19 protein-coding genes are annotated in these 22,312 nt (G+C 30.6%); 7 read left to right on the forward strand and 12 right to left on the reverse strand.

The features are described from left to right. Positions 1 to 3: 3 nt before the first annotated feature. Both map and gpmI read right to left on the reverse strand, forming a co-directional pair. The gene (gene map / locus P3875_RS05230; protein WP_303445227.1) at positions 4 to 825 is read right to left on the reverse strand and encodes a type I methionyl aminopeptidase; all 822 of its coding nucleotides are present in this window, start codon (positions 823 to 825) and stop codon (positions 4 to 6) included. Positions 826 to 895: 70 nt separating this feature from the next. Beyond that, positions 896 to 2,413 (reverse strand): 2,3-bisphosphoglycerate-independent phosphoglycerate mutase, encoded by a 1,518-nt coding sequence (gene gpmI / locus P3875_RS05235; protein ID WP_303445228.1) that lies wholly within the window; start codon positions 2,411 to 2,413, stop codon positions 896 to 898. Positions 2,414 to 2,595: 182 nt separating this feature from the next. Here gpmI and P3875_RS05240 point away from each other — a divergent pair, with 182 nt between their 5' ends. Then, positions 2,596 to 3,405: a murein L,D-transpeptidase catalytic domain family protein gene (locus P3875_RS05240; RefSeq protein WP_303445230.1), complete on the forward strand. Its 810-nt coding sequence runs from the start codon at positions 2,596 to 2,598 to the stop codon at positions 3,403 to 3,405. Here the strand turns inward: P3875_RS05240 and P3875_RS05245 are convergent. After that, a complete protein-coding gene (locus P3875_RS05245) occupies positions 3,394 to 4,740 on the reverse strand; it encodes a L,D-transpeptidase family protein (RefSeq protein WP_303445231.1) in 1,347 nt (448 codons plus the stop codon). The genes P3875_RS05240 and P3875_RS05245 overlap by 12 nt on opposite strands. An 11-nt stretch (positions 4,741 to 4,751) precedes the next feature. Further along, positions 4,752 to 5,201 (reverse strand): GNAT family N-acetyltransferase, encoded by a 450-nt coding sequence (locus tag P3875_RS05250; protein ID WP_303445232.1) that lies wholly within the window; start codon positions 5,199 to 5,201, stop codon positions 4,752 to 4,754. Positions 5,202 to 5,296: 95 nt separating this feature from the next. Here P3875_RS05250 and P3875_RS05255 point away from each other — a divergent pair, with 95 nt between their 5' ends. From P3875_RS05255 to P3875_RS05265, 3 genes are all read left to right on the forward strand, one after another. Further along, positions 5,297 to 5,878: a Crp/Fnr family transcriptional regulator gene (locus tag P3875_RS05255; RefSeq protein ID WP_303445233.1), complete on the forward strand. Its 582-nt coding sequence runs from the start codon at positions 5,297 to 5,299 to the stop codon at positions 5,876 to 5,878. A gap of 102 nt (positions 5,879 to 5,980) precedes the next feature. Further along, the gene (locus P3875_RS05260; protein WP_303445234.1) at positions 5,981 to 6,697 is read left to right on the forward strand and encodes a pirin family protein; all 717 of its coding nucleotides are present in this window, start codon (positions 5,981 to 5,983) and stop codon (positions 6,695 to 6,697) included. 13 nt (positions 6,698 to 6,710) lie between these two features. Beyond that, positions 6,711 to 7,238, forward strand: a complete 528-nt coding sequence (locus tag P3875_RS05265; RefSeq protein WP_303445235.1) for a YceI family protein — start codon at positions 6,711 to 6,713, stop codon at positions 7,236 to 7,238. Positions 7,239 to 7,320: 82 nt separating this feature from the next. On the opposite strand, the gene P3875_RS05270 is transcribed toward P3875_RS05265, so the two are convergent. Next, on the reverse strand, positions 7,321 to 8,913 hold the full coding sequence (locus tag P3875_RS05270; protein ID WP_303445236.1) for an ABC transporter substrate-binding protein: 1,593 nt from the start codon (positions 8,911 to 8,913) through the stop codon (positions 7,321 to 7,323). 97 nt (positions 8,914 to 9,010) lie between these two features. On the opposite strand from P3875_RS05270, the gene mtaB reads away from it, so the two are divergent. Further along, complete coding sequence (gene mtaB / locus P3875_RS05275; protein ID WP_303445421.1) at positions 9,011 to 10,330, forward strand: tRNA (N(6)-L-threonylcarbamoyladenosine(37)-C(2))-methylthiotransferase MtaB; 1,320 nt, start codon at positions 9,011 to 9,013, stop codon at positions 10,328 to 10,330. A gap of 61 nt (positions 10,331 to 10,391) precedes the next feature. Here mtaB and P3875_RS05280 read toward each other — a convergent pair whose 3' ends face one another. From P3875_RS05280 to P3875_RS05305, 6 genes are all read right to left on the reverse strand, one after another. Next, positions 10,392 to 12,713: a GumC family protein gene (locus tag P3875_RS05280; RefSeq protein WP_303445237.1), complete on the reverse strand. Its 2,322-nt coding sequence runs from the start codon at positions 12,711 to 12,713 to the stop codon at positions 10,392 to 10,394. After that, positions 12,714 to 13,490 carry a polysaccharide biosynthesis/export family protein gene (locus tag P3875_RS05285; protein WP_303445238.1) on the reverse strand — a complete coding sequence of 259 codons (777 nt, stop codon included), beginning with the start codon at positions 13,488 to 13,490 and terminating at the stop codon, positions 12,714 to 12,716. A 5-nt stretch (positions 13,491 to 13,495) separates the two neighbouring features. Further along, the gene (locus tag P3875_RS05290; RefSeq protein WP_317622832.1) at positions 13,496 to 15,307 is read right to left on the reverse strand and encodes a polysaccharide biosynthesis protein; all 1,812 of its coding nucleotides are present in this window, start codon (positions 15,305 to 15,307) and stop codon (positions 13,496 to 13,498) included. A 205-nt stretch (positions 15,308 to 15,512) separates the two neighbouring features. Next, on the reverse strand, positions 15,513 to 16,253 hold the full coding sequence (lptB, locus tag P3875_RS05295) for an LPS export ABC transporter ATP-binding protein (RefSeq protein ID WP_303445240.1): 741 nt from the start codon (positions 16,251 to 16,253) through the stop codon (positions 15,513 to 15,515). A gap of 10 nt (positions 16,254 to 16,263) precedes the next feature. Further along, positions 16,264 to 17,064, reverse strand: a complete 801-nt coding sequence (gene tatC, locus P3875_RS05300; RefSeq protein WP_303445422.1) for a twin-arginine translocase subunit TatC — start codon at positions 17,062 to 17,064, stop codon at positions 16,264 to 16,266. A gap of 23 nt (positions 17,065 to 17,087) precedes the next feature. Further along, on the reverse strand, positions 17,088 to 18,056 hold the full coding sequence (locus P3875_RS05305; RefSeq protein WP_303445241.1) for a KpsF/GutQ family sugar-phosphate isomerase: 969 nt from the start codon (positions 18,054 to 18,056) through the stop codon (positions 17,088 to 17,090). A gap of 91 nt (positions 18,057 to 18,147) precedes the next feature. Here P3875_RS05305 and recQ point away from each other — a divergent pair, with 91 nt between their 5' ends. Further along, the gene (gene recQ, locus P3875_RS05310; RefSeq protein ID WP_303445242.1) at positions 18,148 to 20,343 is read left to right on the forward strand and encodes a DNA helicase RecQ; all 2,196 of its coding nucleotides are present in this window, start codon (positions 18,148 to 18,150) and stop codon (positions 20,341 to 20,343) included. 35 nt (positions 20,344 to 20,378) lie between these two features. On the opposite strand, the gene P3875_RS05315 is transcribed toward recQ, so the two are convergent. Next, positions 20,379 to 20,624 (reverse strand): hypothetical protein, encoded by a 246-nt coding sequence (locus tag P3875_RS05315; RefSeq protein WP_303445243.1) that lies wholly within the window; start codon positions 20,622 to 20,624, stop codon positions 20,379 to 20,381. Between the two features lie 92 nt (positions 20,625 to 20,716). Here P3875_RS05315 and P3875_RS05320 point away from each other — a divergent pair, with 92 nt between their 5' ends. Beyond that, positions 20,717 to 22,288 (forward strand): NAD(P)/FAD-dependent oxidoreductase, encoded by a 1,572-nt coding sequence (locus P3875_RS05320; protein WP_303445244.1) that lies wholly within the window; start codon positions 20,717 to 20,719, stop codon positions 22,286 to 22,288. Positions 22,289 to 22,312: the final 24 nt, after the last annotated feature.

The following is a 22,312-nucleotide window of genomic DNA, read 5'->3' on the forward strand; positions in this document are numbered from 1 at the left end:
CATTTATGATAGAACTAAAGGATTTTGACGGAAAGGAGCTTCTTCGTTTGATTCAATACCTAAAGCTTTGTATATGTAAGCAAAAGTAGAAAGGAGTTCTGGTTTTCCATCGATAATTGCTACATCGTGTTCAAAATGTGCTGAAGGTTTTCCATCGCGTGTTACAATTGTCCAACCATCTTTTAATTGTTTAATGTTTTTTGTACCCATGTTAATCATAGGTTCAATTGCAACTGTCATTCCTTCCTGAAATAGTTTTCCACGCCCTTTTTTGCCATAATTTGGCATTTCTGGACCTTCGTGCATTTTTTTTCCGATGCCATGTCCAACTAATTCACGTACTACTGAATATCCGTTGCTTTCTGCATATCGTTGTATCGCATTACCTACATCTTCAACTCTGTTACCTAATTTAAACTCGCTAATTCCTATATAAAGAGATTCTTTTGTAACTTGTAATAGCTTTTTTGTTTCATCGGCTACATTTCCAACTTCAAAAGTATAACAATGATCGCCATAAAATTCGTTAACAATAGCACCTAAATCACAAGAAACAACATCACCGTCTTGTAAAGGAGTATTTGTTGGTAAACCATGTACAATTTGATCGTTTACACTGGTTAATAAGGTACAAGGACAACCATATAGTCCTAAAAAACCTGGAATACCACCATTATCACGTATGTATTGTTCTGCTAATTTATCTAAATGTAATGTAGTAACGCCTGGTTTTATTTCGGTTGCTAACATTCCTAAAGTTTTAGAAACCAATAAAGCAGCTTGACGCATTATTTCGATTTCTTCTCTTGTTTTAAGTACAATCATTTGTTAAAATTTTGTTTTGCAAATTTACTTAATTTGACTTGAATATATACTTTTACTAAATAGTTTAAACTTAAATTAATGATTTTCCTGTCATTACTTCGGGTTGATGAACCCCCAATAATTTTAAAACTGTAGGAGCAACATCTGCTAAAACCCCGTTACTGATTTGTTTAATATCTTTATCAATTAATATTACCGGAACCGGATTTGTAGTATGTGCCGTATTAGGGCTGCCGTCTTCGTTAATCATGGTTTCACAATTGCCATGATCGGCCAAAATAATTATTGAATAATTATTTAATATTGCAGTTTCAACAATTTCTTTTGTGCAAATATCTACTGTTTCACAAGCTTTAATTGCAGCAGGCATACTACCTGTATGCCCTACCATATCACCATTTGCAAAATTAAGAACAATAAAATCGGCATTTTGTTTTTGCAATTCAGGTACTAAAGCATTTTTTAGTTCGTAGGCACTCATTTCGGGTTTTAAATCGTATGTTGCAACTTTAGGAGAAGGACATAAAATGCGTTCTTCACCAATAAAAGGTTCTTCGCGTCCGCCTGAAAAAAAGAATGTTACATGAGGGTATTTTTCGGTTTCAGCCATACGAATTTGCTTTTTACCAGCAGTTTCAAGTACTTCACCTAATGTATTAGTAATATTATCTTTATTATAAATTACCTTTACGTTTTTATAATTTTCATCGTAATTTGTTAAGGTAACATAATACAAATCAAGTGTGTGCATTCCAAAGTCAGGTAAATTTGTTTGGGAAAGCACTTCGGTTAATTGTCTGCCTCTATCGGTTCTAAAATTAAAAAACACTACTACATCACCATTTTCAATTGTTGCCAAAGGTTTGTTGTTGGTATCAACCATTACAATTGGTTCAATAAACTCGTCGGTAATATTATTATTATAATTTTCTGTGATAGAATGAAATGCGTTATGTGAGTATGTGCCCAAACCATTTACTAATAAGTTATATGCTTTTTGAACCCTATCCCAACGTTTATCACGATCCATTGCGTAATACCTACCAATTACTGATGCTAATTTTCCACCTGAAGTTTTCATGTGATTTTCTAAAGCTTGAATGTGGTTTGCACCAGATTTAGGATCAACATCACGACCATCGGTAAAAGCATGTACAAAAACGTTTGATAAACCAAATTCGTTGGCAGCATCTAGTAACCCAAATAAATGATTAATGTGCGAGTGAACACCACCGTCTGATACTAAACCTAAAAAGTGAACAGCTTTATTATTGTTTTTTGCATATTTAAACGCATTTTGCAGTTCAATTTCGGAATTTAATGTATTGTTTTGTACAGCTAAATTAATTTTAGCTAAATCTTGGTATACAATTCTTCCAGCACCTAAATTCATGTGCCCAACTTCGGAATTTCCCATTTGGCCCTTAGGTAAACCTACATTTAAACCATCGGTGCGTAATTGAGCAAAAGGATATTTTTTATATAAATGATCTATGAAAGGTGTTTGCGCGTGATCTATTGCAGAAACTTTTGGATCAGGTGAATTTCCCCATCCATCTAATATCATTAAAAGTACTTTTTTATTCATTTTATAAGCTAAAATATTTGTCAAAGTTACTTATAGAATTTTACAAATGCGCTTATTTTTTTAACATTTTAACACAATCAAATGTTAAATGTTTCATTTTTAAAGTTGTTTAATTGTCTGATTCATAATAAAGTTGCTATATTTACGTTTACATATTACAAACAAAATAATTATAAGAACAAATGAAGTTGAAAATTTTGCCTTTTATGATGCTGGGATTTTTATCGTTTAAACCTTTAACGATTAACCCAAACGGAGACAATAATGGAAATGGAAACGGTAAAAAAAAGGTTACAGTTGTAACAAAATCGTCAACAATTAAATCAAAAGAAATTGCAGCTGTAAACAAATCAAACTTAAAAACAGCATCGTCTGGTAATTTAAGTACTTTTGATCGAATGGTTTTATCTGAATATTTAGATATTAACGAAAAAAATTACGACAAACCCGAATTAGAAAGTTTTAAAGCCGCTTTTAAAGGATACAATAAGCTAAAAGAACAAGGCAAAATTAAAAAGGAAATTCTTACGATTTTAGATTTTACCAAATCGTCTACAGAAAGACGTATGTGGGTAATTGATATGAAAAATCATGAAATTTTATTCCAAACTGTAGTTTCACACGGAAAAAACAGTGGAAAAGAGTTTGCAACTGATTTTTCTAACGAAATAGAATCGTATAAAAGTAGTTTAGGGTTTTACACTACAGGTGAAACGTACAATGGTAAACATGGTTTATCATTACGATTAGATGGTTTAGAAGTTGGTATAAATCACAACGCCCGAGAACGTGACATTGTTATGCATGCGGCAGATTATGCAAATGAAAATTTAGGTAAAAGCCAAGGGTATTTGGGCAGAAGTTTAGGTTGCCCTGCGTTGCCAGAAAATGTTGCTTTTAAAATTATTAATTTAATTAAAGACGATAGTTGTTTGTTTATATACCATGCCGATAAAAAAGATTATTTGGAAAAATCTAAATTATTGAATTAGTTTTTTGTATAACACATTATCTAACGAGTAAACGTCGTTTAGGATTTGTATTTTACCCGAATCAGTAACAACTGCGGTAAAATACACCTGATGGACGTTTACTTTTTTATTTAAGTTAATTTTTTTGGTTTTTTCTTTTAAAGCCAAAGTATCAATATCGGCTTTTGTAATGTTTTTTTCTTCTATTTTAAAAATGCTTTCAGCTAAGCGAAAAGGATCGTGAACACGTACACATCCAGAACTTAACGCTCTGTTTGAATCGTTAAATTGCGTTCTATTATTAGTGTCGTGTAAATAAACCATGTGTTTATTTGGAAAATCGAATTTTATTTGACCTAAAGCATTCAATCTTCCCGTTTTTTGTACATATCTGTAAGATTGGTAATTTGCTGCACTCCATTCACTAGGGGTCACATGTTTACCCGTTTTTTTGTTGTAAATAGTTAATCTGTTTGAAGCAAAATAGCCTAAATTAGCAGTTGCTTTTGGTACTAAATCATTTTTAAGAATTGTAGGTGGAACAGTCCATGTTGGGTTTATAATAATACCGTTAAAAGCAGATGATAAAATTGGAGTTTTTCTAGTTTTTTTTCCAATAATAACATTGTGGCTATCAATTACCGAATTGTTTTCTACCACTTCTAATTTAAAAGTTGGTAAGTTTATCCACACATAATTTTTGCCTAAGTTAGGTTGTAACCATTTGGTGCGTTCAAAATTTACCCAAATTTTTTTCTGCAATAAACCCTCATGTGTTAGTGTATCAAAATTTTTTATAGGTACATATTTAGCAAATGCATTTTTATATTTTAAATACATTTCACTTGAAGGTTTCATGTTTTCTATAGTTTGATAAACAGAACCTTGGGCAAGAGCTTCTTTCAATAACAAATCGTAGTTAATAGTTGGTTGATAAGGTTCCCAGTCGCCATGTAACTTTTTAGGGTTAATTTTGCCTAAAGTAAGTTGTTTAGCCAATTTAAAATAAACTTCGGTAAAGTTTAAATCGGCATTTTTAAGTTGTTCAATTGTTAAATAGTTATAATTTCTATGTGCTTTTAAAAGTTTAGAAATTGGATATTTTTCAGGTAAAACACCATCAAATCTACTATCAATAACAGCAGAAATTAATTGTGAGCGGTTGGTGCTATCTTGCCAAACTGTTTTAAAATTATTGTTTGCGTAAAAATTATACGTATGTATTGCTTTACCAAAAAACAAAAGATTTTCTATTTTAAATATTTTTTCGGTGTTTGTTGGTACTTTTTTTATTTCGTTAGTAGTACAAGCCGTGAAGCATAATACGCTAACAATAATTTTTTTCCAGTTATTCATTAATTTTTTGGTTAATCTTCTTTGTTTACAAATTTAAACATAATTCTATGCGAACCAATATGCGGAATTACTACTTGTTGTACATTTAATTGATACCCGTTTTTTTTGTAAAAAGGTACGGCATAATCACGTGCAAAACACCATATTAAAACGGTTCCTTTTTTTGATATGTTATCTTCAGCAAAATGCAATAAACGTTTCCCTATATTGTTGTTTTGGTTTTCTGCTAAAATAGATAAACCTGTAAGGCGGTAAACTGGATGTGCTTTATACGTATTTGTTTTTTTTAGCATCATGGTAACTGCACCAACTAAATTATTATTTAAAAAAGCACCAAAATGTTTTGTTCCTTCATCTAAATCGCCATCAAAATAACATGTTTCAACAGGTTGACCTATTTTTAAAACTTTATGACGCATTTTTACTACATCATCTACTTTTATTTGTTTAAATGTTAACATACTGATTTAAATTTTTACAACAAGATACTAAATAAATATGTTACTTTAATAGTTAATTGTTTATTTTTATACAGATTAAGCGAAATACTTTTTTTATGAAAAATTTATTGTTACAAAATATAGCTAAACACGTTTCACTAAATGCTGAAGAAGAAGAAATTATATTGAAATATTGTACACAAAATTCGTTTAAAAATAAAAGCGTATTAATAAAGCCAGGAGATGAAGCCCATTTTACCTATTTTGTGTTAAAAGGTATTTTGCGAAGTTTTACAATAGATGACAACGGAACTATTCATATTTTAAGTTTTGCAACTCCAGGTTGGTGGGTGGCCGATATGTACAGTTACTTATCAAACAAACCTGCAATTTTATATGTTGATACTTTAGAAGATAGTGAAGTTTTTATTTTTCAAAAATGTGATATTGAACAGTTGTATGAAAAGGTGCCTAAATTGGAACGCTTTTTTAGAATTTTAACCGAAAATAACCTTATTGCAAATCAACAACGTGTTTTAGATAAAATGGCATTAACTGCCGAAGAACGATACGAAAAATTTTTACAAAAATATCCAACAATTGTTAATTGTTTACCCCAAAAATACATTGCATCTTATATAGGAGTTACACCTGAATTTTTTAGTAAAATGAAAAGTAATTTATTGCGTAAAAAATAAAAGTTGCAACAAAATTAAAAAAAAATTTACTTCTTAACATAGATTAATAGCTACTAAAAAGATCCTTTTTACCTTTACATTGTAATTTAAAAAAGGATTTTAATGGCACAATATACCTTACATAAATCAGCAACTCGTGGATATGCCAATCACGGCTGGTTAAAATCGCATCACACTTTTTCATTTGCAGGTTATTTTAATCCTGAACGAATAAATTTTGGAGCTTTACGTGTTTTTAACGACGATTTTGTTGAAGCAGGAATGGGTTTTGGCAAGCATCCACATGAAAACATGGAAATCGTTTCAATTCCTTTAGAAGGTAAATTAGCTCATAACGATAGTACAGGTGCAAATGGAATCATTCAAAAAGGCGAGATACAAATTATGAGTGCAGGAACTGGAGTTACTCACAGCGAAATGAATGCAAGTGCAACCGAAGATGTTAAATTTTTACAAATTTGGATCATTCCAAACAAAATGAATATTACCCCACGATACGGACAAATGGAATATTTTGTGAACAACAACGAAATAAAAACATTAATACAACCAAATACTGCCGAAGGTACCTTAAGATTGCAACAAAATGCTTGGTTTAAAATGGCTAAATTTTCAGGAAACGAATCATTTGATGTGTTTTTAGAAGATGCACAAAACAATGGTTTGTATCTGTTTTTATTAAATGGATCGTTAGAAGTTGATGGCCATAAATTAGAAACCAGAGATGCAATTGGTATTTGGGATACCAATAAAATAAGCATACAAACAACAACAAATAGTGAATTTCTTTTAATTGAAGTTCCAATGAATTTAAACTAAAAATTGTAAAAAAATGAAAAAATGGACAATTGATACAACCCACACCGAAATTGGGTTTAAAGTGAAACACATGATGTTTACAAACGTAAAAGGTTTTTTTAATGATTATTCTGCAGATATTGAATTAAACAACAATTTTACAGATGCTAATTTAGCTTTTCAGGCTCAAATAAATTCAATATTTACCAATAATGCAGACAGAGATAATCACCTTAAAAGTGCTGATTTTTTTGATGCAGATCAATATCCTACAATAAATTTTAAATCAACAAAAATTGAAGAACACGGAAGTGAATACAAAATTATTGGCGATTTAACAATTAAAGATGTTACAAAACCTATTACATTAAATACCGAATTTAGCGGTTTAATGACTGATCCGTGGGGTAACACCAAAGTAGGATTAAATTTAACGGGTAAAATAAACCGTAAAGATTTTGGTTTAACGTATAATGCAGCTCTTGAAACTGGTGGTGTTTTAATTGGAGAAGAAGTACACTTACACGCCGAAATTCAATTAGTTGAACAAAAGTTAAGTTAATTTTAATTGTTTTTGATTTTGTACAATTATTTATTTTGTACAATTAAATGCCCCAAATATTGATACATATTTAGGGCATTTTTTATTGTTTTTTCACATACTTCAAATTTAAACTATTCATTGCATTTGGTTGTAAATTATGTACGTTTTTCTGAGTAAATCGGGCAATTTTATCATAAAACAAAATAATAACAGGTACTTCTTGGGCAATTATTGCGTCCATTTGTTTGTATAAATGTATGCGTTCGTTTTCATCTACAGTTTGTAAAGCTTTTAAATACAAATTGTCAAACTGTTTATTTTTAAAATGCGTATAATTGGGCCCATTCGGAGTAAAGTTTTTGCTATAAAATAACGAAAGGTAATTTTCTGCATCTGGATAATCGGCAATCCAACTACCTCTAAAAAAACTCAATTTATTGGTTGCAATAGCTTGGCGTAAAGTACTTGGTGGCATTACATCAACAGTAACTTTTATACCTAATTTTTCCCATTCACGTTGTAAATATTCAGCAATATCTAAATAGGTATTGTTTGTGCTTAATGTAATTTTTATAGGTACTTTTCTATTGCGCTGCGCTTCGGTTATTAATGCTTTGGCTTTAGCAGGATTATACAATAGATCTTTAGCAGACTGAAAACCTAATAAACCTTCAGGGATCATTCCGTTTACCTTTCCGTTGCCCATACCGTTACGTAAATAAGCTACTAATTTTGTTCGATCAAACCCATAATTTAATGCTTGTCTTATCCTAATATCACTCATTAAAGCATCGTTCATATTAAATCCTAAATATTCGGTATTCAAATAAGGGCCAGAAAGCATATTTATTTTGCCTTGATATTTTTCTTGCAAATTACCGTTTGGTTGTAATAATTCATCTTTATAAGATGGATCTAAGCCCGAAATCATGTCAATTTTTCCTTGAATAAATTGCATAAAACCACTTTGCTTATCCGGTAAAAATGATATTGCTACACTTTCTAAATACGGTAATCTATTCCCGTTTTTATCTTTTTCGTGGTAATTTTCGTTCTTTCGCAAAACAAGTTTTACATTTTCTTCCCAGATTTTAAACTTAAAAGGACCCGTGCCAATTGGGTTTGATCTAAAATCAATAGTTAAATCTTCGGTAATTTCTTTTGGTACAACCGACGCGTATTTCATAGAAAGTAGACTTAAAAATGCTGGAAAAGGCGTTTTTAAATTCATTTGAAAAACACTGTCGTTAACTGCCTTAAAATTATTAACATTCTGAAAAATCCAAGTTCCGGGTGATGCTAACTTACTGCTTAATAATCTGTTAAAGCTGTATTCAAAATCGTGTGCAGTAACAATTCGTGTGCTGTCTTTTCCAAAATTTTTATGTTTATGAAAATACACATCATTTCTAAGGGTAAATTCATACTGCAAACCATCGTTAGAAATATTCCAGCTTTTAGCAATATCAGGCTGTACTAATAGCGAATCGTTTAACTGTACCAATCCATTAAAAAGTTGTGTGCAAGGCCAAATAATAGCCATGTTGCGTGCAAATGCCGGATCTAAAGTTTGAATATTAGCACTTTCATTGTATCTAAATACATCTTTATCGTTATAAAATTGCTTTTTTTTATTGCAACTAACTAAAAATAAGCTACTTAAAAATAAAAGGTAGATATACGGATATTTCATTAAACCAAATATTGTTTGTAAATTTACAGATTGCTAACTGCTATACGTTTAGCAAGTAAAGATAATTTATTTTTTTGCACTACTTGTAGATATGAATATAGAAAACAGAAAAAAAGTAGCGTTTTATACTTTAGGATGTAAACTGAATTTTTCGGAAACATCAACAATTGCGCGCAATTTTAAAGAGGAAGGTTTTGATAGAGTTGATTTTGAAGATATTGCCGATATTTACGTTATTAACACTTGTTCTGTAACCGATAATGCCGACAAACAATTTAAACAAATTGTAAAAAAAGCCTTAAAAATAAATGAGAAAGCTTTTGTTGCGGCAGTTGGTTGTTACGCCCAATTAAAGCCTGAAGAATTGGCTGCAGTTGATGGCGTTGACTTAGTTTTAGGTGCTACTGAAAAATTTAAGATTACCGACTATATCACTGATTTATCTAAAAATGATATGGGAGAAATACATTCGTGCGAAATTGAAGAGGCCGATTTTTATGTTGGTAGTTATTCTATTGGCGATAGAACCCGTGCATTTTTAAAAGTACAAGATGGTTGCGATTATAAATGTACTTATTGTACAATACCATTGGCTAGAGGTATTTCTAGATCAGATACAATGGAAAATGTAATGAAAAATGCCAAAGAAATTTCTGAAAAAGGTATCAAAGAAATTGTTTTAACAGGAGTGAATGTTGGTGATTATGGTAAAGGTGAATTTGGTAACAAAAAACATGAACATACTTTTCTTGATTTAGTTAAGGCCTTAGATACCGTTGAAGGTATAGAGCGTTTAAGAATTTCATCGATAGAACCAAACCTTTTAAAAAACGAAACGATTGATTTTGTTGCAAACAGTAAAACATTTGTTCCGCATTTTCACATACCATTGCAATCTGGTTCAAACACCATTTTAAATAAAATGAAACGTCGTTATATGCGTGAATTGTATGCAGAACGAGTTGAAAAAATTAAACAAGTAATGCCAAATGCTTGTATTGGTGTTGATGTTATTGTTGGTTTTCCTGGAGAAACAGACGAATTATTTTTAGAAACGTACCATTTTTTAAACGATTTAGATATTTCGTATTTACACGTTTTTACTTATTCTGAGCGTGATAATACAGAAGCTATTCACATGGATGGAGTTGTGCCAGCAAATGTGCGCAATAAACGCAGTAAAATGTTACGAGGATTATCTGTAAAAAAACGCCGAGCTTTTTATGAAAGTCAACTAAATAATAAATGTACTGTACTTTTTGAAAACGAAAATAAAGAAGGTTATATTAATGGATTTACTGAAAATTATGTAAAAGTAAAAACACCTTGGAACCCTGATTTAGTAAATACTCTTCACAATATTACCTTAACAAAAATAGATGAAGACGGTTTAGTACGCTTTGATTTTGTTTCATAAATTAATTCAACATAAAAAAAACATCTCAAAATTAATGAGATGTTTTTTTTGTTACAATTTATTATTTTAATCCTAATATTTTTTTCCAAAATGGTTTTTCTTCAGTTTTAGCGCCGTAGCCATATCCGTAGCCATATCCGTAACCTTTAGTAACATCAGAATCGTTAAGTACAAAAGTTAATTTGTTAAGCTTTTTATCTCTGTATAATTCGTTAGGTATACGTAACATTTCTTTATCAATTTTATTTGCTCTAACCACATAAATAGTTGCGTCGGCATATTTACTAATTAACAATGTATCGGTAACTAAACTTACAGGAGCTGTATCAACAATAATATAATCGTACTGCGATTTTAATGTTTCAAAAACTTCTTTAATTTTTTTACTCATTAAAATTTCTGTTGGGTTAGGAGGGATAGAACCTGATGAAAGTACATCAAAATTTTCATACCCTTCTACTTTTAAAATGTAATCATTAAGAGATTTATTGTTAGATGTAACAAAATTTGAAATTCCTAATGGATTAATTTTTAGATATTCATATAACTTTGGATTTCTTAAATCTAAACCAACTAATAATACTTTTTTGCCCGATAGTGAGAAAGTTGCAGCTAAGTTTGATGAAACAAAGGTTTTACCTTCACCTGATATGGTAGATGTTAAGAAAATTACTTTACACTCGTCTTCTGCTTTTTCAGATAAGATAAAATCTAAGTTTGTACGAACAATTCTAATTGCTTCGGCAGCACTAGAACGGCTACTAACTTCCATTAATTTATCGCTAGTTTCAGATGTTGGAATATCACCCAAAAACGGAATGTCTGAATTATCAGTGATATCAAATCTGTTTTTAACTTTTGTGTCAATTAAATTTCTAACATAAATAACTATGAAAGGAATAATTGCACCTAAAATTAATGCAGCTAATAAAATAATCATTGATTTTGGTGCAACTGGCTTGTTAGTTACAATTGCTTTGTCAATTACTTTTGCATTCAAATCAGTTGCAGCTAAAGTAATATTTGTTTCTTCACGTTTTTGAAGTAAAAATAAGTACAAAGCCTCTTTAACTTTTTGTTGACGGTCAATAATTCTAAACTCTCTTTCTTGGCGTGGAACTTGCGAAAGTTTTGCTTGCATTTCATTTTCTTGACGCTTGTAATCGTTTTTAACTATTTGCAAAGAACTTAAATTTCTACGTAAACTTGCAGATAGGTTTGATTTTAAAGATCTAATTTGATCTTCTAAAAGAATATAAGCAGGGTTTTCTGAAGTTGCGTTAACTGCTCTTTTTTGTTTTTCTAAAATTAATTGATTGATTTCTTGTATGATACTTTCAGAACCAGCATCATCGGTTAACAAGCCGCCAGGAACTAATTCGTCTTGTTTTGCTCTGCTAACGTGTTGTATTAAGCTATTTACTACATTAATTTTAGTTTCGTTTTCTAAAACCGATTTTTCAAACGAAGATAAGTTGTCTAAATATAATTTAACTTCGGTTTCAATGTCTGATAGATTATTATTGTTTTTATAACCTTCAACTTGCGATTCCACATCACCTAATTCAGTCGCAATTAAATTTAATCTTTCAGAAATAAAGTTTGCAGTATTTTCAGAAATGAAACGTTTGTCTTTTATACCACCTAAGTTGTAATTATAAACTAATGTGTTTAGAAAATCTGCAGCTTTTTCAGGGGTTTTGTCAATAATTGACACATCAATAACACTTGATGTTTTACTTGCAGGAGCAACATTAACAGCGCCTCTATAACTTTCAGCTAATTGTATTTTTGGAAAAATATTTATTTTTAACTCATTACTTTTATTAATAGAACCTGTTTTTTTTATTATAAAACTGCCATGTTCTGTATTAATGTTTTTACCAAAACTACCATTACCTATATCATTTCCGTTAATACTTACATGAAAGTTATTTCCTTCAATATTAGTTAATTCAATAGAAACAACATTTTGAATATTTTCGTTATTCCAAAGTACATTAATAGGTGATTTTTTGTATAAATCTACTTCAGTTACTTCTGATACATCTAAGTACTGAATATTTAAATTTAAAGAATCAAGTGTATTTAATATTAACGTTCTTGACTTTAAAATTTCTACTTCGTTTTCAATATTGTTTTTAGAATTACCTAATAATCCTGCTTCAGAGAAAGCACTTAATTGATTAGCTAAATCGTTGCTTTTTTCGTCTTTTATTAAAATTTTTGTTGAAACACTATAGCTTTTTGGAGTTACTTTTAAATAAACAAAAGCACAAATTAACGAAACAAATACACTTAGTACAAACCAACGCCAATGAGCTAAATATTTAAATAATTCTTCTTTAATATTTATTACATTTTCTTTATCTTCTAACATCATCTATTTTTTGGTATTTGTAAGTATTAATGCGGTTGTTGTTAATAAAAGCGAAATTGCTGTCATGTAAATTGAGACATTTGGTCCAACAGCTGAAGAATTCACAGCCACTTTATTAGGCTCTACATAAACTACATCGTTTTGTTTTAAATAATAAAAATCAGAATTTATGAAATCTGCTTTAGTTAGATCAACTCTGTGTGATTTTATTTCGCCATTTTCTTCACGTAAAACTAAAATATTATCGCGTTTACCATAATTAGTTAAATCGCCCGAAAGTGTAATGGCTTCCATTAAAGTAATTCGTTCTGAATTAATTTTGTGCATACCAGGCATTTTGACTTCGCCTTGTACGGTAACCTTAAAATTCATAATACGTAAATTTATTATAGGATTTATTACGTATTTTGAAATTCGTTTTTGTAAATCATCAACAATTTGTGCTTTGGTTTTATTAGCAACTTCAATTTTACCTAATGTAGGAAAATCAATAAATCCCTTGTCATCAACTAAATAAAGTTGTTGTTGCATTTGACCTCCACCAGCTTGGTTTGTTGGATCAACAGTTAAGTTCGACATTAGGTTAAAAGGTTGTACAGCAACAGGATCTTGTGCAGATACAATAATCATTAACAAGTCATCGTTTTTAATTTTGGTTTCAAACTTTTTGTTTACAATTTCGGTTTGATCGATGTTCTGGTAATAAGCAATTTTTTCTCTTGATGCACAAGATGTAAGTAATAAACCTGAAAAAATTACTGGGATAATTATCTTTTTCATAAATTTTAATCTAGTTTTTCAAATTTTGAATTTAAACTTTTAAATTCAGGTACAATTTTTTTCATAACAGCTACGGTATCTAAAATTAAGTATGCCGATGCCATTTTTTTTAGTTCTTCTATTTGGTTTGATATAAATTCATAATCTTCATGAATGTCTTGCGCAATCATTATTTTTTCGTGATGAGTAGGTAATGTAGTTGCACTATCATTCAATAGTTCTTCATATAATTTTTCACCTGGTCTTAAACCAACAATTTTAATTTCAATATCAACATTTGGTTCAAGGCCGGCTAATTTAATCATTTTTGTAGCTAAATCAATAATTTTTACAGGTTTCCCCATGTCAAAAATATAAATTTCGCCTCCATTTCCCATTGATCCAGCTTCAAGTACTAACTGACATGCTTCGGGAATTGTCATAAAGTATCGAATAATATCAGGGTGTGTTATAGTTATGGGTTCGCCGTTTTCAATTTGTTTGGTAAATAATGGAACAACTGAACCATTAGAACCCAAAACATTACCAAAACGTGTTGTAATGTATTTAGTTGTTGTAATACCTTCACTTTTTAATTTTTGAGCCAATGATTGTACGTACTTTTCGGCAATACGTTTACTAGCACCCATAACGTTGCTAGGGTTTACAGCTTTATCTGTAGATACCATAACAAAACGTTCTGATTTGTATTTTAAAGCTAAATCGGCCATGTATTTACTACCAAGTACATTAGTAAAAATAGCTTGCTGCGGATTCATTTCCATAAGCGGTACGTGCTTATAGGCTGCGGCATGGTATACAATATTAGGCTTGTAATCGTTAAATATTTTTTCTAAACAGCTGTAATTTCTAACATCTGCAATAATACAGTGAATTTCTGCAGTTGTTTTAGATTTAGCAATTTCTAACGAAATTTGATGTAAAGGAGTTTCGGCTTGATCAACTAAAATTAATTTTGAAGGATTAAAATTAGCAACTTGCCATACAATTTCGCTACCAATTGACCCAGCAGCACCTGATACCAATACTACTTTATCTTTAATTTGTTCAGAAATTATTGTATTGTTTATTTGTATTGGTTTGCGTTCTAATAAATCTTCAATTTTTATTTTTCTAATGTTTGAAGCAACCTTTTTTTGGTTGTTAATATCTGTAATTTGAGGTAAATTGTATACTTTAATATTGTATTTTAAGCAATCTTCAATAATTTCAATTTTATCGTCTTTAGTTAAATTCCCATCAGCTAAAATAATAGTGTTTGCACCTAAAGTACGTACTAAAACGGGTACTTTTCTTATCTTACCTATTACGGTTAAATTTAATATTCTATTAAACGAGCTTTTTGTGTTTGGGTTAATAAAACCTTTTAATTTATATTTTCTTGGAACTTCGGCAATAATAGCGTTTGCAACTGCAATAGCACGTTCATCACTTCCATAAATTACAGTGTTAATCAGTTGGTTTTCATTTAAATAGTTTGAAAGTAAATCGAAAGTTACTTTAACAGCTAAACGAAACAAAAGTAATAATGCAAAGGTAGATGTAATACTTATTAATAATTGAGTATTTAAAAAAAGACGTTTTCCGTAAATTAAAGTTCCAGCAATATTTACCGTATATAACAAAAGAAAGCACAAAACTTCAACAAAAAATAATTTTGCAGCATCGTTCAATGTTGTGTGTCTTACTATGCCTGTAAATGTTCTAAAATAAATAAATAAAAAAAGATGTGCTGTAAAGAATAAACCTAAAGTGTAATAAGTTGGTAACAATAATTTAAATTCGATACCAATTCCATCTAAAATAAAATATCCCAAAAAGGCCGAAAATAAAACAATAAATATATCTATAGCAAAAATTATCCACCTAGGTAGATAATGTATTGATCGTAAATACGAGATTTTTTTTTGTATTTTTTCAGTTAATAACATGGTGATTTTTTTAGCATTTTTTTGGCTTTGCAAAAGTACGTTTTTAAAAATTAGTTTTAAAAAATCTACTTAAAATTTCATTAAAATTTCATTAAAATTCTAACTTCTTTTTTCTTAATTCAAAGTTTTGCCCTAAATATACTTTTCGTACCATTTCGTCTTCAGCAAGTTCTTCAGGGATTCCAGCTTTTAATATTCCACCTTCAAACATTAAAAAGGTTTTGTCAGTAATTGCTAAGGTTTCTTGAACGTTATGATCGGTAATTAAAATACCTATGTTTTTGTTTTTTAATTGTGCTACAATTTTTTGAATATCTTCTACGGCTACTGGGTCTACCCCTGCAAAAGGTTCATCTAATAAAATAAATTTAGGATCGGTTGCTAAAGCACGTGCAATTTCGGTCCTTCTGCGTTCACCACCTGATAGTAAATCACCACGGTTTGTACGTATATGTTGTAAGCTAAATTCATCTATTAACGATTCCATTTTAGCTTCTTGTTCTTTTTTAGAAAGTTTTGTAAGTTGTAAAACCGATAGTATATTATCTTCGATACTTAATTTTCTAAATACCGATGCTTCTTGTGCCAAATAGCCAATGCCGTTTTGGGCACGTTTGTACATTGGGTAGTTGGTAATGTTTAAATCATCTAGATAGATATTGCCTGCATTTGGTTTTACTAAGCCTACAATCATGTAGAATGATGTTGTTTTTCCTGCACCATTTGGTCCTAATAAACCAACAATTTCACCTTGATTTACCTCAACCGAAATGCCTTTTACTACTTTACGACCTTTATATGTTTTTATTAAATTTTCAGCTCTTAATTTCATTTTAATTTTTTTAAACTTGCTTTACTTCATTTTGCAAATTGCGTTTAGTAATAAATTTTGCAATAATTATACTGCATTCGTAAAGTATAATTAAAGGTATTGAAACAATTAATTGACTAATAACATCAGGTGGGGTTACAATTGCTGCAATAATTAAAATTAATAAATACGCATATCGGCGGTATTCTTTTAAAAAAGCATCGGTAATTAACCCTAAATAAGCTAAAAAAAAGATTATTATAGGTAATTCAAACACCAAACCTGTTGCTAACGATGTTGTTTTTACTAAACTTATGTATGAGTTGATATCTATTTGATTTTCAACTACTGAACTGATGGTAAAATTAGCTAAAAAATTAATTGATAACGGTACTAAAATAAAATATCCAAAAAGTACCCCTAAAAAAAACAAAAAGCTTGAAACTATAATAAACGATTTTGCATATTTGCGTTCTTTTTCATACAAAGCTGGACTAATGAATTTCCAAAATTCCCATAAAATAAATGGAAATGCCATTATAAAACCAGCAGTTAAACATGTCCAAATCATTACAGATAATTGTCCGTCCATGGTTCTGTTTTGTATTACAAAGGGTAATTCATTATTGCAAAACGATTGATCTAAATTAAAACGTTGCGCTATATCACAAAAAAATTGATACGTAACAAAACTACCTTGTTTGGGTCCAAAAATAATTACATCAAATATAAATTGGTTAAAATAAACGGCAATTACCGATGTAATTAAAATTGCAATACTACTGCGTACCAATAACCATCTTAGTTCTTCTAAGTGGTTTAAGAACGACATTTCTTTGTTTGTGTTTTTGTTTTTCACGATACAATTCCTTCTTTTAAAATATCGTGCAAGTGAATAATACCTGCATATTCATTATTATTTGTAACAACTAATTGGGTAATTTCAAAAGATTCCATAATATTTAAAGCATCTTCTACTTTTGAATTGCTGTTAATTACCTTTGGATTTAGAGTCATAATATCCATAGCAGTAATTTCTGCTAAATTGGTAGTTTTAGCCAACATTCTTCTAATATCTCCATCGGTAATAATGCCTTTAATTTCTTTGCCTTCTAAAACTGCGGTAACACCTAAACGTTTGTTCGAAATTTCAAAAATCACTTCCTGTATGCTCGAAGTTGTTTTTACAAATGGTTTATTGTTTTTATCTAAAATGTCATGAACTTTTAATAATAATTTTTTGCCTAAAGCACCACCGGGATGATATTTAGCAAAATCGTTTGCAGTAAAGTTGCGCATTTCAATTAAAGCAACAGCCAAAGCATCGCCTAAAGCTAATTGAACGGTAGTGCTGGTTGTTGGTGCTAAATTATTTGGGTCGGCTTCTTTTTCTACAAAAGCATTTATTACAAAATCAGAATTTTTTCCTAGGAACGATGCACTATTTGCAGTCATACCTATTAAAGTATTTCCATCGCGTTTTAAAAGTGGAACCAAAACTTTAATTTCTGGACTGTTTCCACTTTTTGAAATACATAAAATAGTATCGTTATTTGTTATCATTCCCAAATCGCCATGAACAGCCTCGGCAGCGTGTAAAAACATCGACGGGGTGCCTGTTGAGTTTAAAGTTGCAACAATTTTTTGACCAATATGTGCACTTTTGCCAATTCCTGTTACAATTAAGCGTCCTTTTGTGTTAAAAATCGCTTCAACTGCATGTGAAAAATCATCGTTTAAAAAGTCTATTACCTTTGTAATTGCATCGCTTTCAGCTTTTAAAGTGCTTGTTGCAGCTGCTAATATGTTAAAATTGTTGTTCAAAATGCAAACGTGTTATGTAAATTTTGATAAAACTAAAAGATTTGTGTATCTTTATAATTGCAAATTTAGATAAAATAGCATAATTAAAAACATGAAATCAATCGAAATTGACTTACATAAAGAATTAAAAAAATATTTCGGATTCAGTCAGTTCAAAGGATTGCAAGAGCAAGTTGTAAATAGTATCATTTATGGCAACAATACTTTTGTAATAATGCCAACTGGCGGGGGTAAATCTTTATGTTACCAATTACCTGCATTAGTGTTAGAAGGTACGGCTATTGTGGTTTCACCACTTATAGCTTTAATGAAAAATCAGGTAGATGCAGTGAGAAGTTTATCAAACGAAATTGGTGTAGCGCATGTATTAAATTCATCTTTAACTAAAACCGAAATTACTCAAGTTAAAGAAGATATTAAAAAAGGAATTACAAAACTTTTATATGTAGCACCTGAATCGCTTACAAAAGATGAGTATGTAGATTTTTTAAACTCGGTACCTTTATCATTTATTGCTATTGATGAAGCCCATTGTATATCGGAATGGGGGCACGATTTTAGGCCCGAATATAGAAACTTACGAAACATTATTCGTAAACTAGGCGACATTCCTATAATTGGGTTAACTGCAACCGCAACACCAAAAGTACAAGAGGATATACTTAAAAATCTTGAAATACCCGATGCGAACGTTTTTAAAGCATCTTTTAATCGTCCAAATTTATACTACGAAGTACGTCCTAAAACCAAAAATGTTGAATCGGATATTATAAAATTCATCAATCAATTTAAAGGTAAATCGGGGGTAATATATTGTTTAAGTCGAAAAAAAGTTGAAGAAATTACTCAAGTTCTTCAAGTAAACGGGATTTCGGCAGTAGCTTATCACGCTGGTTTAGACGCAAAAACCCGTGCAAAACATCAAGACATGTTTTTAATGGAAGATGTAAATGTTGTGGTTGCTACAATTGCATTTGGTATGGGTATTGACAAGCCCGATGTAAGATTTGTAATTCACCACGATATACCAAAATCATTAGAAAGTTATTATCAAGAAACAGGTCGTGCTGGTCGTGATGGAGGCGAAGGTTATTGTTTGGCTTATTATGCTTATAAAGATATTGAAAAGTTAGAAAAATTTATGGCAGGCAAACCACTAGCCGAACAAGAAATTGGATATGCCTTACTGCAAGAAGTGGTAGCTTATTCAGAAACTTCAATATCGCGACGAAAATTTTTATTACATTATTTTGGTGAAGAGTTTGATGAAGTAAATGGTGAAGGTGCCGATATGGATGATAATGCGCGCAATCCTAAAAACAAAACCGAAGCACAAAACCAAGTTTCACTTTTATTAAAAACAATAAAAGATACTAAACAAATTTATAAATCAAAAGAAATTGTACTTACCTTATTAGGTAAAATAAACGCTGTAATTAAATCGTACAAAACAGATACTCAAAGTGTTTTTGGTTTAGGGAAAGATTTTACAGATAAATACTGGATGGCTTTAATAAGACAAGTTTTGGTTGCTGGTTTTATTTCTAAAGATATAGAAAGTTACGGAGTACTTAAATTAACTACACTTGGTGATGCTTTTTTAAAAAATCCTTCATCGTTTTTAATGACAGAGGATCATAACTACGAAGATGTTAATGATGATAGCATTGTTGTTAACAGTAAATCATCAAACGTAGCCGATGAAGTATTGGTTTCAATGTTAAAGGATTTACGTAAAAAAGTTGCAAAAAAAATGAATGTACCACCGTTTGTGGTTTTTCAAGATCCTTCGTTAGAAGACATGGCACTAAAATATCCAATTAAAATGGAAGAATTAGCAAATGTTCACGGCGTAAGTGAAGGAAAAGCAAAAAAATACGGTAAAGAATTTTTAGAATTAATTCAAAGATACGTTGAAGAAAACGATATAATCCGTCCTGATGACTTAGTAGTAAAATCAACAGGAGCAAATTCGGCCTTAAAATTATTCATTATTCAAAGCGTTGATAGAAAATTATCGTTAGAAGATATCGCATCGGCCAAAAGTTTAGACATGGATGCACTTTTAAAAGAAATGGAACAAATTGTTTATTCAGGAACTAAACTAAATATCAATTATTGGCTTGATGAAATTTTAGATGAAGACCAACAAGAAGAAATTAAAGATTATTTTATGGATGCCGAAAACGATTCTATAAAAGCTGCTTTAAAAGAATTTGATGGTGATTATGATATTGAAGAATTGCGTTTAATGCGCATAAAATTCATTAGCGAAGTTGCAAATTAAAATATAAAAAAATCTGGTTAATATCCAGATTTTTTTTATGTTGTTACACTATACAATTCACCACGGTGTGGTTTTAAAATATCGCGTAATTTTCGCATTAAATCATCATTAACAACAATAAAAGCAATTGCATGCATTTCGTTTACAGCATTAAAGCCCGTAATTGTAATTGGCAAACCTTCAATATGTATAAACTCTTTTAAATGTATTTCTTGATGTTCGGCTGTTTTTAAGGCATCTGGTCCTCTAAAATCCCAAATTAATTTTATTTGTCTATCCATTGTTGTCAAATTTCTGTAAATTTAAAACATCCGTATCAAATCAAAACTATAATTAATGTACTTTTGTGTTTTCAAATTTGCTTTATAACAAAATGCCTCAAGAAATACAAATACAAGTACTACCCCAAATAGCAGCAAACAATGATTTGCTGGTAGATTATGTGTCAAAATTAACACACACGTCTGTTAATGAAATTCAACATATTACCATTTTAAAACGATCTATTGATGCACGCCAAAAGCAAGTAAAAATAAATCTTAAAGTACAAGTTTTTTATCAAAACGAAGAAATCATACATCGCAACATACAATTTCCACATTATAAAAATGTACAAAATGCACCTGTTGCCATTGTTGTAGGGGCAGGTCCGGCTGGATATTTTGCTGCTTTGCAATTAATAGAATTAGGTGTAAAACCAATTGTTGTTGAGCGTGGAAAAGATGTGCGCGGACGCCGTAGAGATTTAAAAGCTATAAATGTAGATCATGTAGTAAACCCTGATTCTAATTACTGTTTTGGAGAAGGTGGGGCAGGAACATATTCTGATGGTAAACTTTATACTCGTTCTAAAAAAAGAGGTGATGTAAACCGTATTTTAGAACTTTTAGTTGCATTTGGTGCATCTCAAGATATTTTAGTTGAAGCTCATCCGCATATTGGTACAAACAAACTTCCAAAAATTATGGAAGATATGCGTTGTAAAATTATTGAATATGGAGGTGAAGTTTTATTCAACAAAAAAGTTGTTGATTTTAATATAAAAGGCAACCAAATAAATGGAGTAGTGTTGCACACAGGTGAAACAATTGACGCCAATCAGGTAATTTTAGCAACAGGCCATTCGGCGCGCGATATTTTTGAATTATTAAACAATAAACAAGTTTTAATAGAGGCTAAGCCTTTTGCTTTAGGCGTACGTGCCGAACATCCACAAACTTTGATAGACAGTATTCAATACTCATGTGATTTTAGAGGCGATTTCCTTCCACCAGCACCTTATTCTATTGTAAAACAGGTAAACGGTAGGGGTATGTATTCGTTTTGTATGTGCCCAGGTGGTGTAATTGCTCCATGTGCGACAGATGTTGAAGAGGTTGTTACAAATGGTTGGTCGCCTTCAAAACGTGATCAAGCAACTGCAAACTCGGGTATAGTTGTTGAGTTAAAATTAGAAGATTTTAAACCCTACCAAAAATACGGTGCTTTAGCCGGAATGTATTTTCAAAAAGAAATCGAAAATACGGCTTGGCAAGTTGCAGGTAAAACGCAACAAGTGCCTGCACAACGCATGGTTGATTTTTCTAACAAAAAAATATCAGAATCATTGCCTAAAACATCATATGTTCCTGGAGTTGTATCAGCAGAATTAGGTGATGTTTTTCCTAAATTTTTAACAGGAATTATGCGTCAAGGTTTTCAAGAATTTGGTAAAAGCATGAAAGGCTATTTTACAAACGATGCCATTTTACACGCACCAGAAAGTAGAACGTCGTCACCAGTACGTATTCCAAGAAACAATGAAACACTAGAGCATTTACAAATAAAAGGTTTGTATCCATGTGGCGAAGGGGCTGGTTATGCAGGTGGAATTATATCGGCTGCTATTGATGGTGAAAAATGTGCTATTAAGTGTGCCGAACAAATTTTTGGATATAGAAATTAAATATTAAAGTTTTTAATAAAACCG

Origin of the sequence: Myroides sp. JBRI-B21084 (genome assembly GCF_030545015.1) — a bacterium.
Classification (GTDB): domain Bacteria; phylum Bacteroidota; class Bacteroidia; order Flavobacteriales; family Flavobacteriaceae; genus Flavobacterium.

Coding starts and splice junctions, on each gene's coding strand:
- P3875_RS05285 (WP_303445238.1), bottom strand. CDS start 13,490: ATGAAAAAGATAATTATCCCAGTAATTTTTTCAGGTTTATTACTTACA.
- gpmI (WP_303445228.1), bottom strand. CDS start 2,413: ATGAATAAAAAAGTACTTTTAATGATATTAGATGGATGGGGAAATTCA.
- P3875_RS05265 (WP_303445235.1), top strand. CDS start 6,711: ATGAAAAAATGGACAATTGATACAACCCACACCGAAATTGGGTTTAAA.
- tatC (WP_303445422.1), bottom strand. CDS start 17,064: ATGTCGTTCTTAAACCACTTAGAAGAACTAAGATGGTTATTGGTACGC.
- P3875_RS05270 (WP_303445236.1), bottom strand. CDS start 8,913: ATGAAATATCCGTATATCTACCTTTTATTTTTAAGTAGCTTATTTTTA.
- map (WP_303445227.1), bottom strand. CDS start 825: ATGATTGTACTTAAAACAAGAGAAGAAATCGAAATAATGCGTCAAGCT.
- P3875_RS05250 (WP_303445232.1), bottom strand. CDS start 5,201: ATGTTAACATTTAAACAAATAAAAGTAGATGATGTAGTAAAAATGCGT.
- P3875_RS05315 (WP_303445243.1), bottom strand. CDS start 20,624: ATGGATAGACAAATAAAATTAATTTGGGATTTTAGAGGACCAGATGCC.
- P3875_RS05240 (WP_303445230.1), top strand. CDS start 2,596: ATGAAGTTGAAAATTTTGCCTTTTATGATGCTGGGATTTTTATCGTTT.
- lptB (WP_303445240.1), bottom strand. CDS start 16,253: ATGAAATTAAGAGCTGAAAATTTAATAAAAACATATAAAGGTCGTAAA.
- P3875_RS05320 (WP_303445244.1), top strand. CDS start 20,717: ATGCCTCAAGAAATACAAATACAAGTACTACCCCAAATAGCAGCAAAC.
- P3875_RS05245 (WP_303445231.1), bottom strand. CDS start 4,740: ATGAATAACTGGAAAAAAATTATTGTTAGCGTATTATGCTTCACGGCT.
- P3875_RS05260 (WP_303445234.1), top strand. CDS start 5,981: ATGGCACAATATACCTTACATAAATCAGCAACTCGTGGATATGCCAAT.
- recQ (WP_303445242.1), top strand. CDS start 18,148: ATGAAATCAATCGAAATTGACTTACATAAAGAATTAAAAAAATATTTC.
- P3875_RS05280 (WP_303445237.1), bottom strand. CDS start 12,713: ATGATGTTAGAAGATAAAGAAAATGTAATAAATATTAAAGAAGAATTA.
- P3875_RS05255 (WP_303445233.1), top strand. CDS start 5,297: ATGAAAAATTTATTGTTACAAAATATAGCTAAACACGTTTCACTAAAT.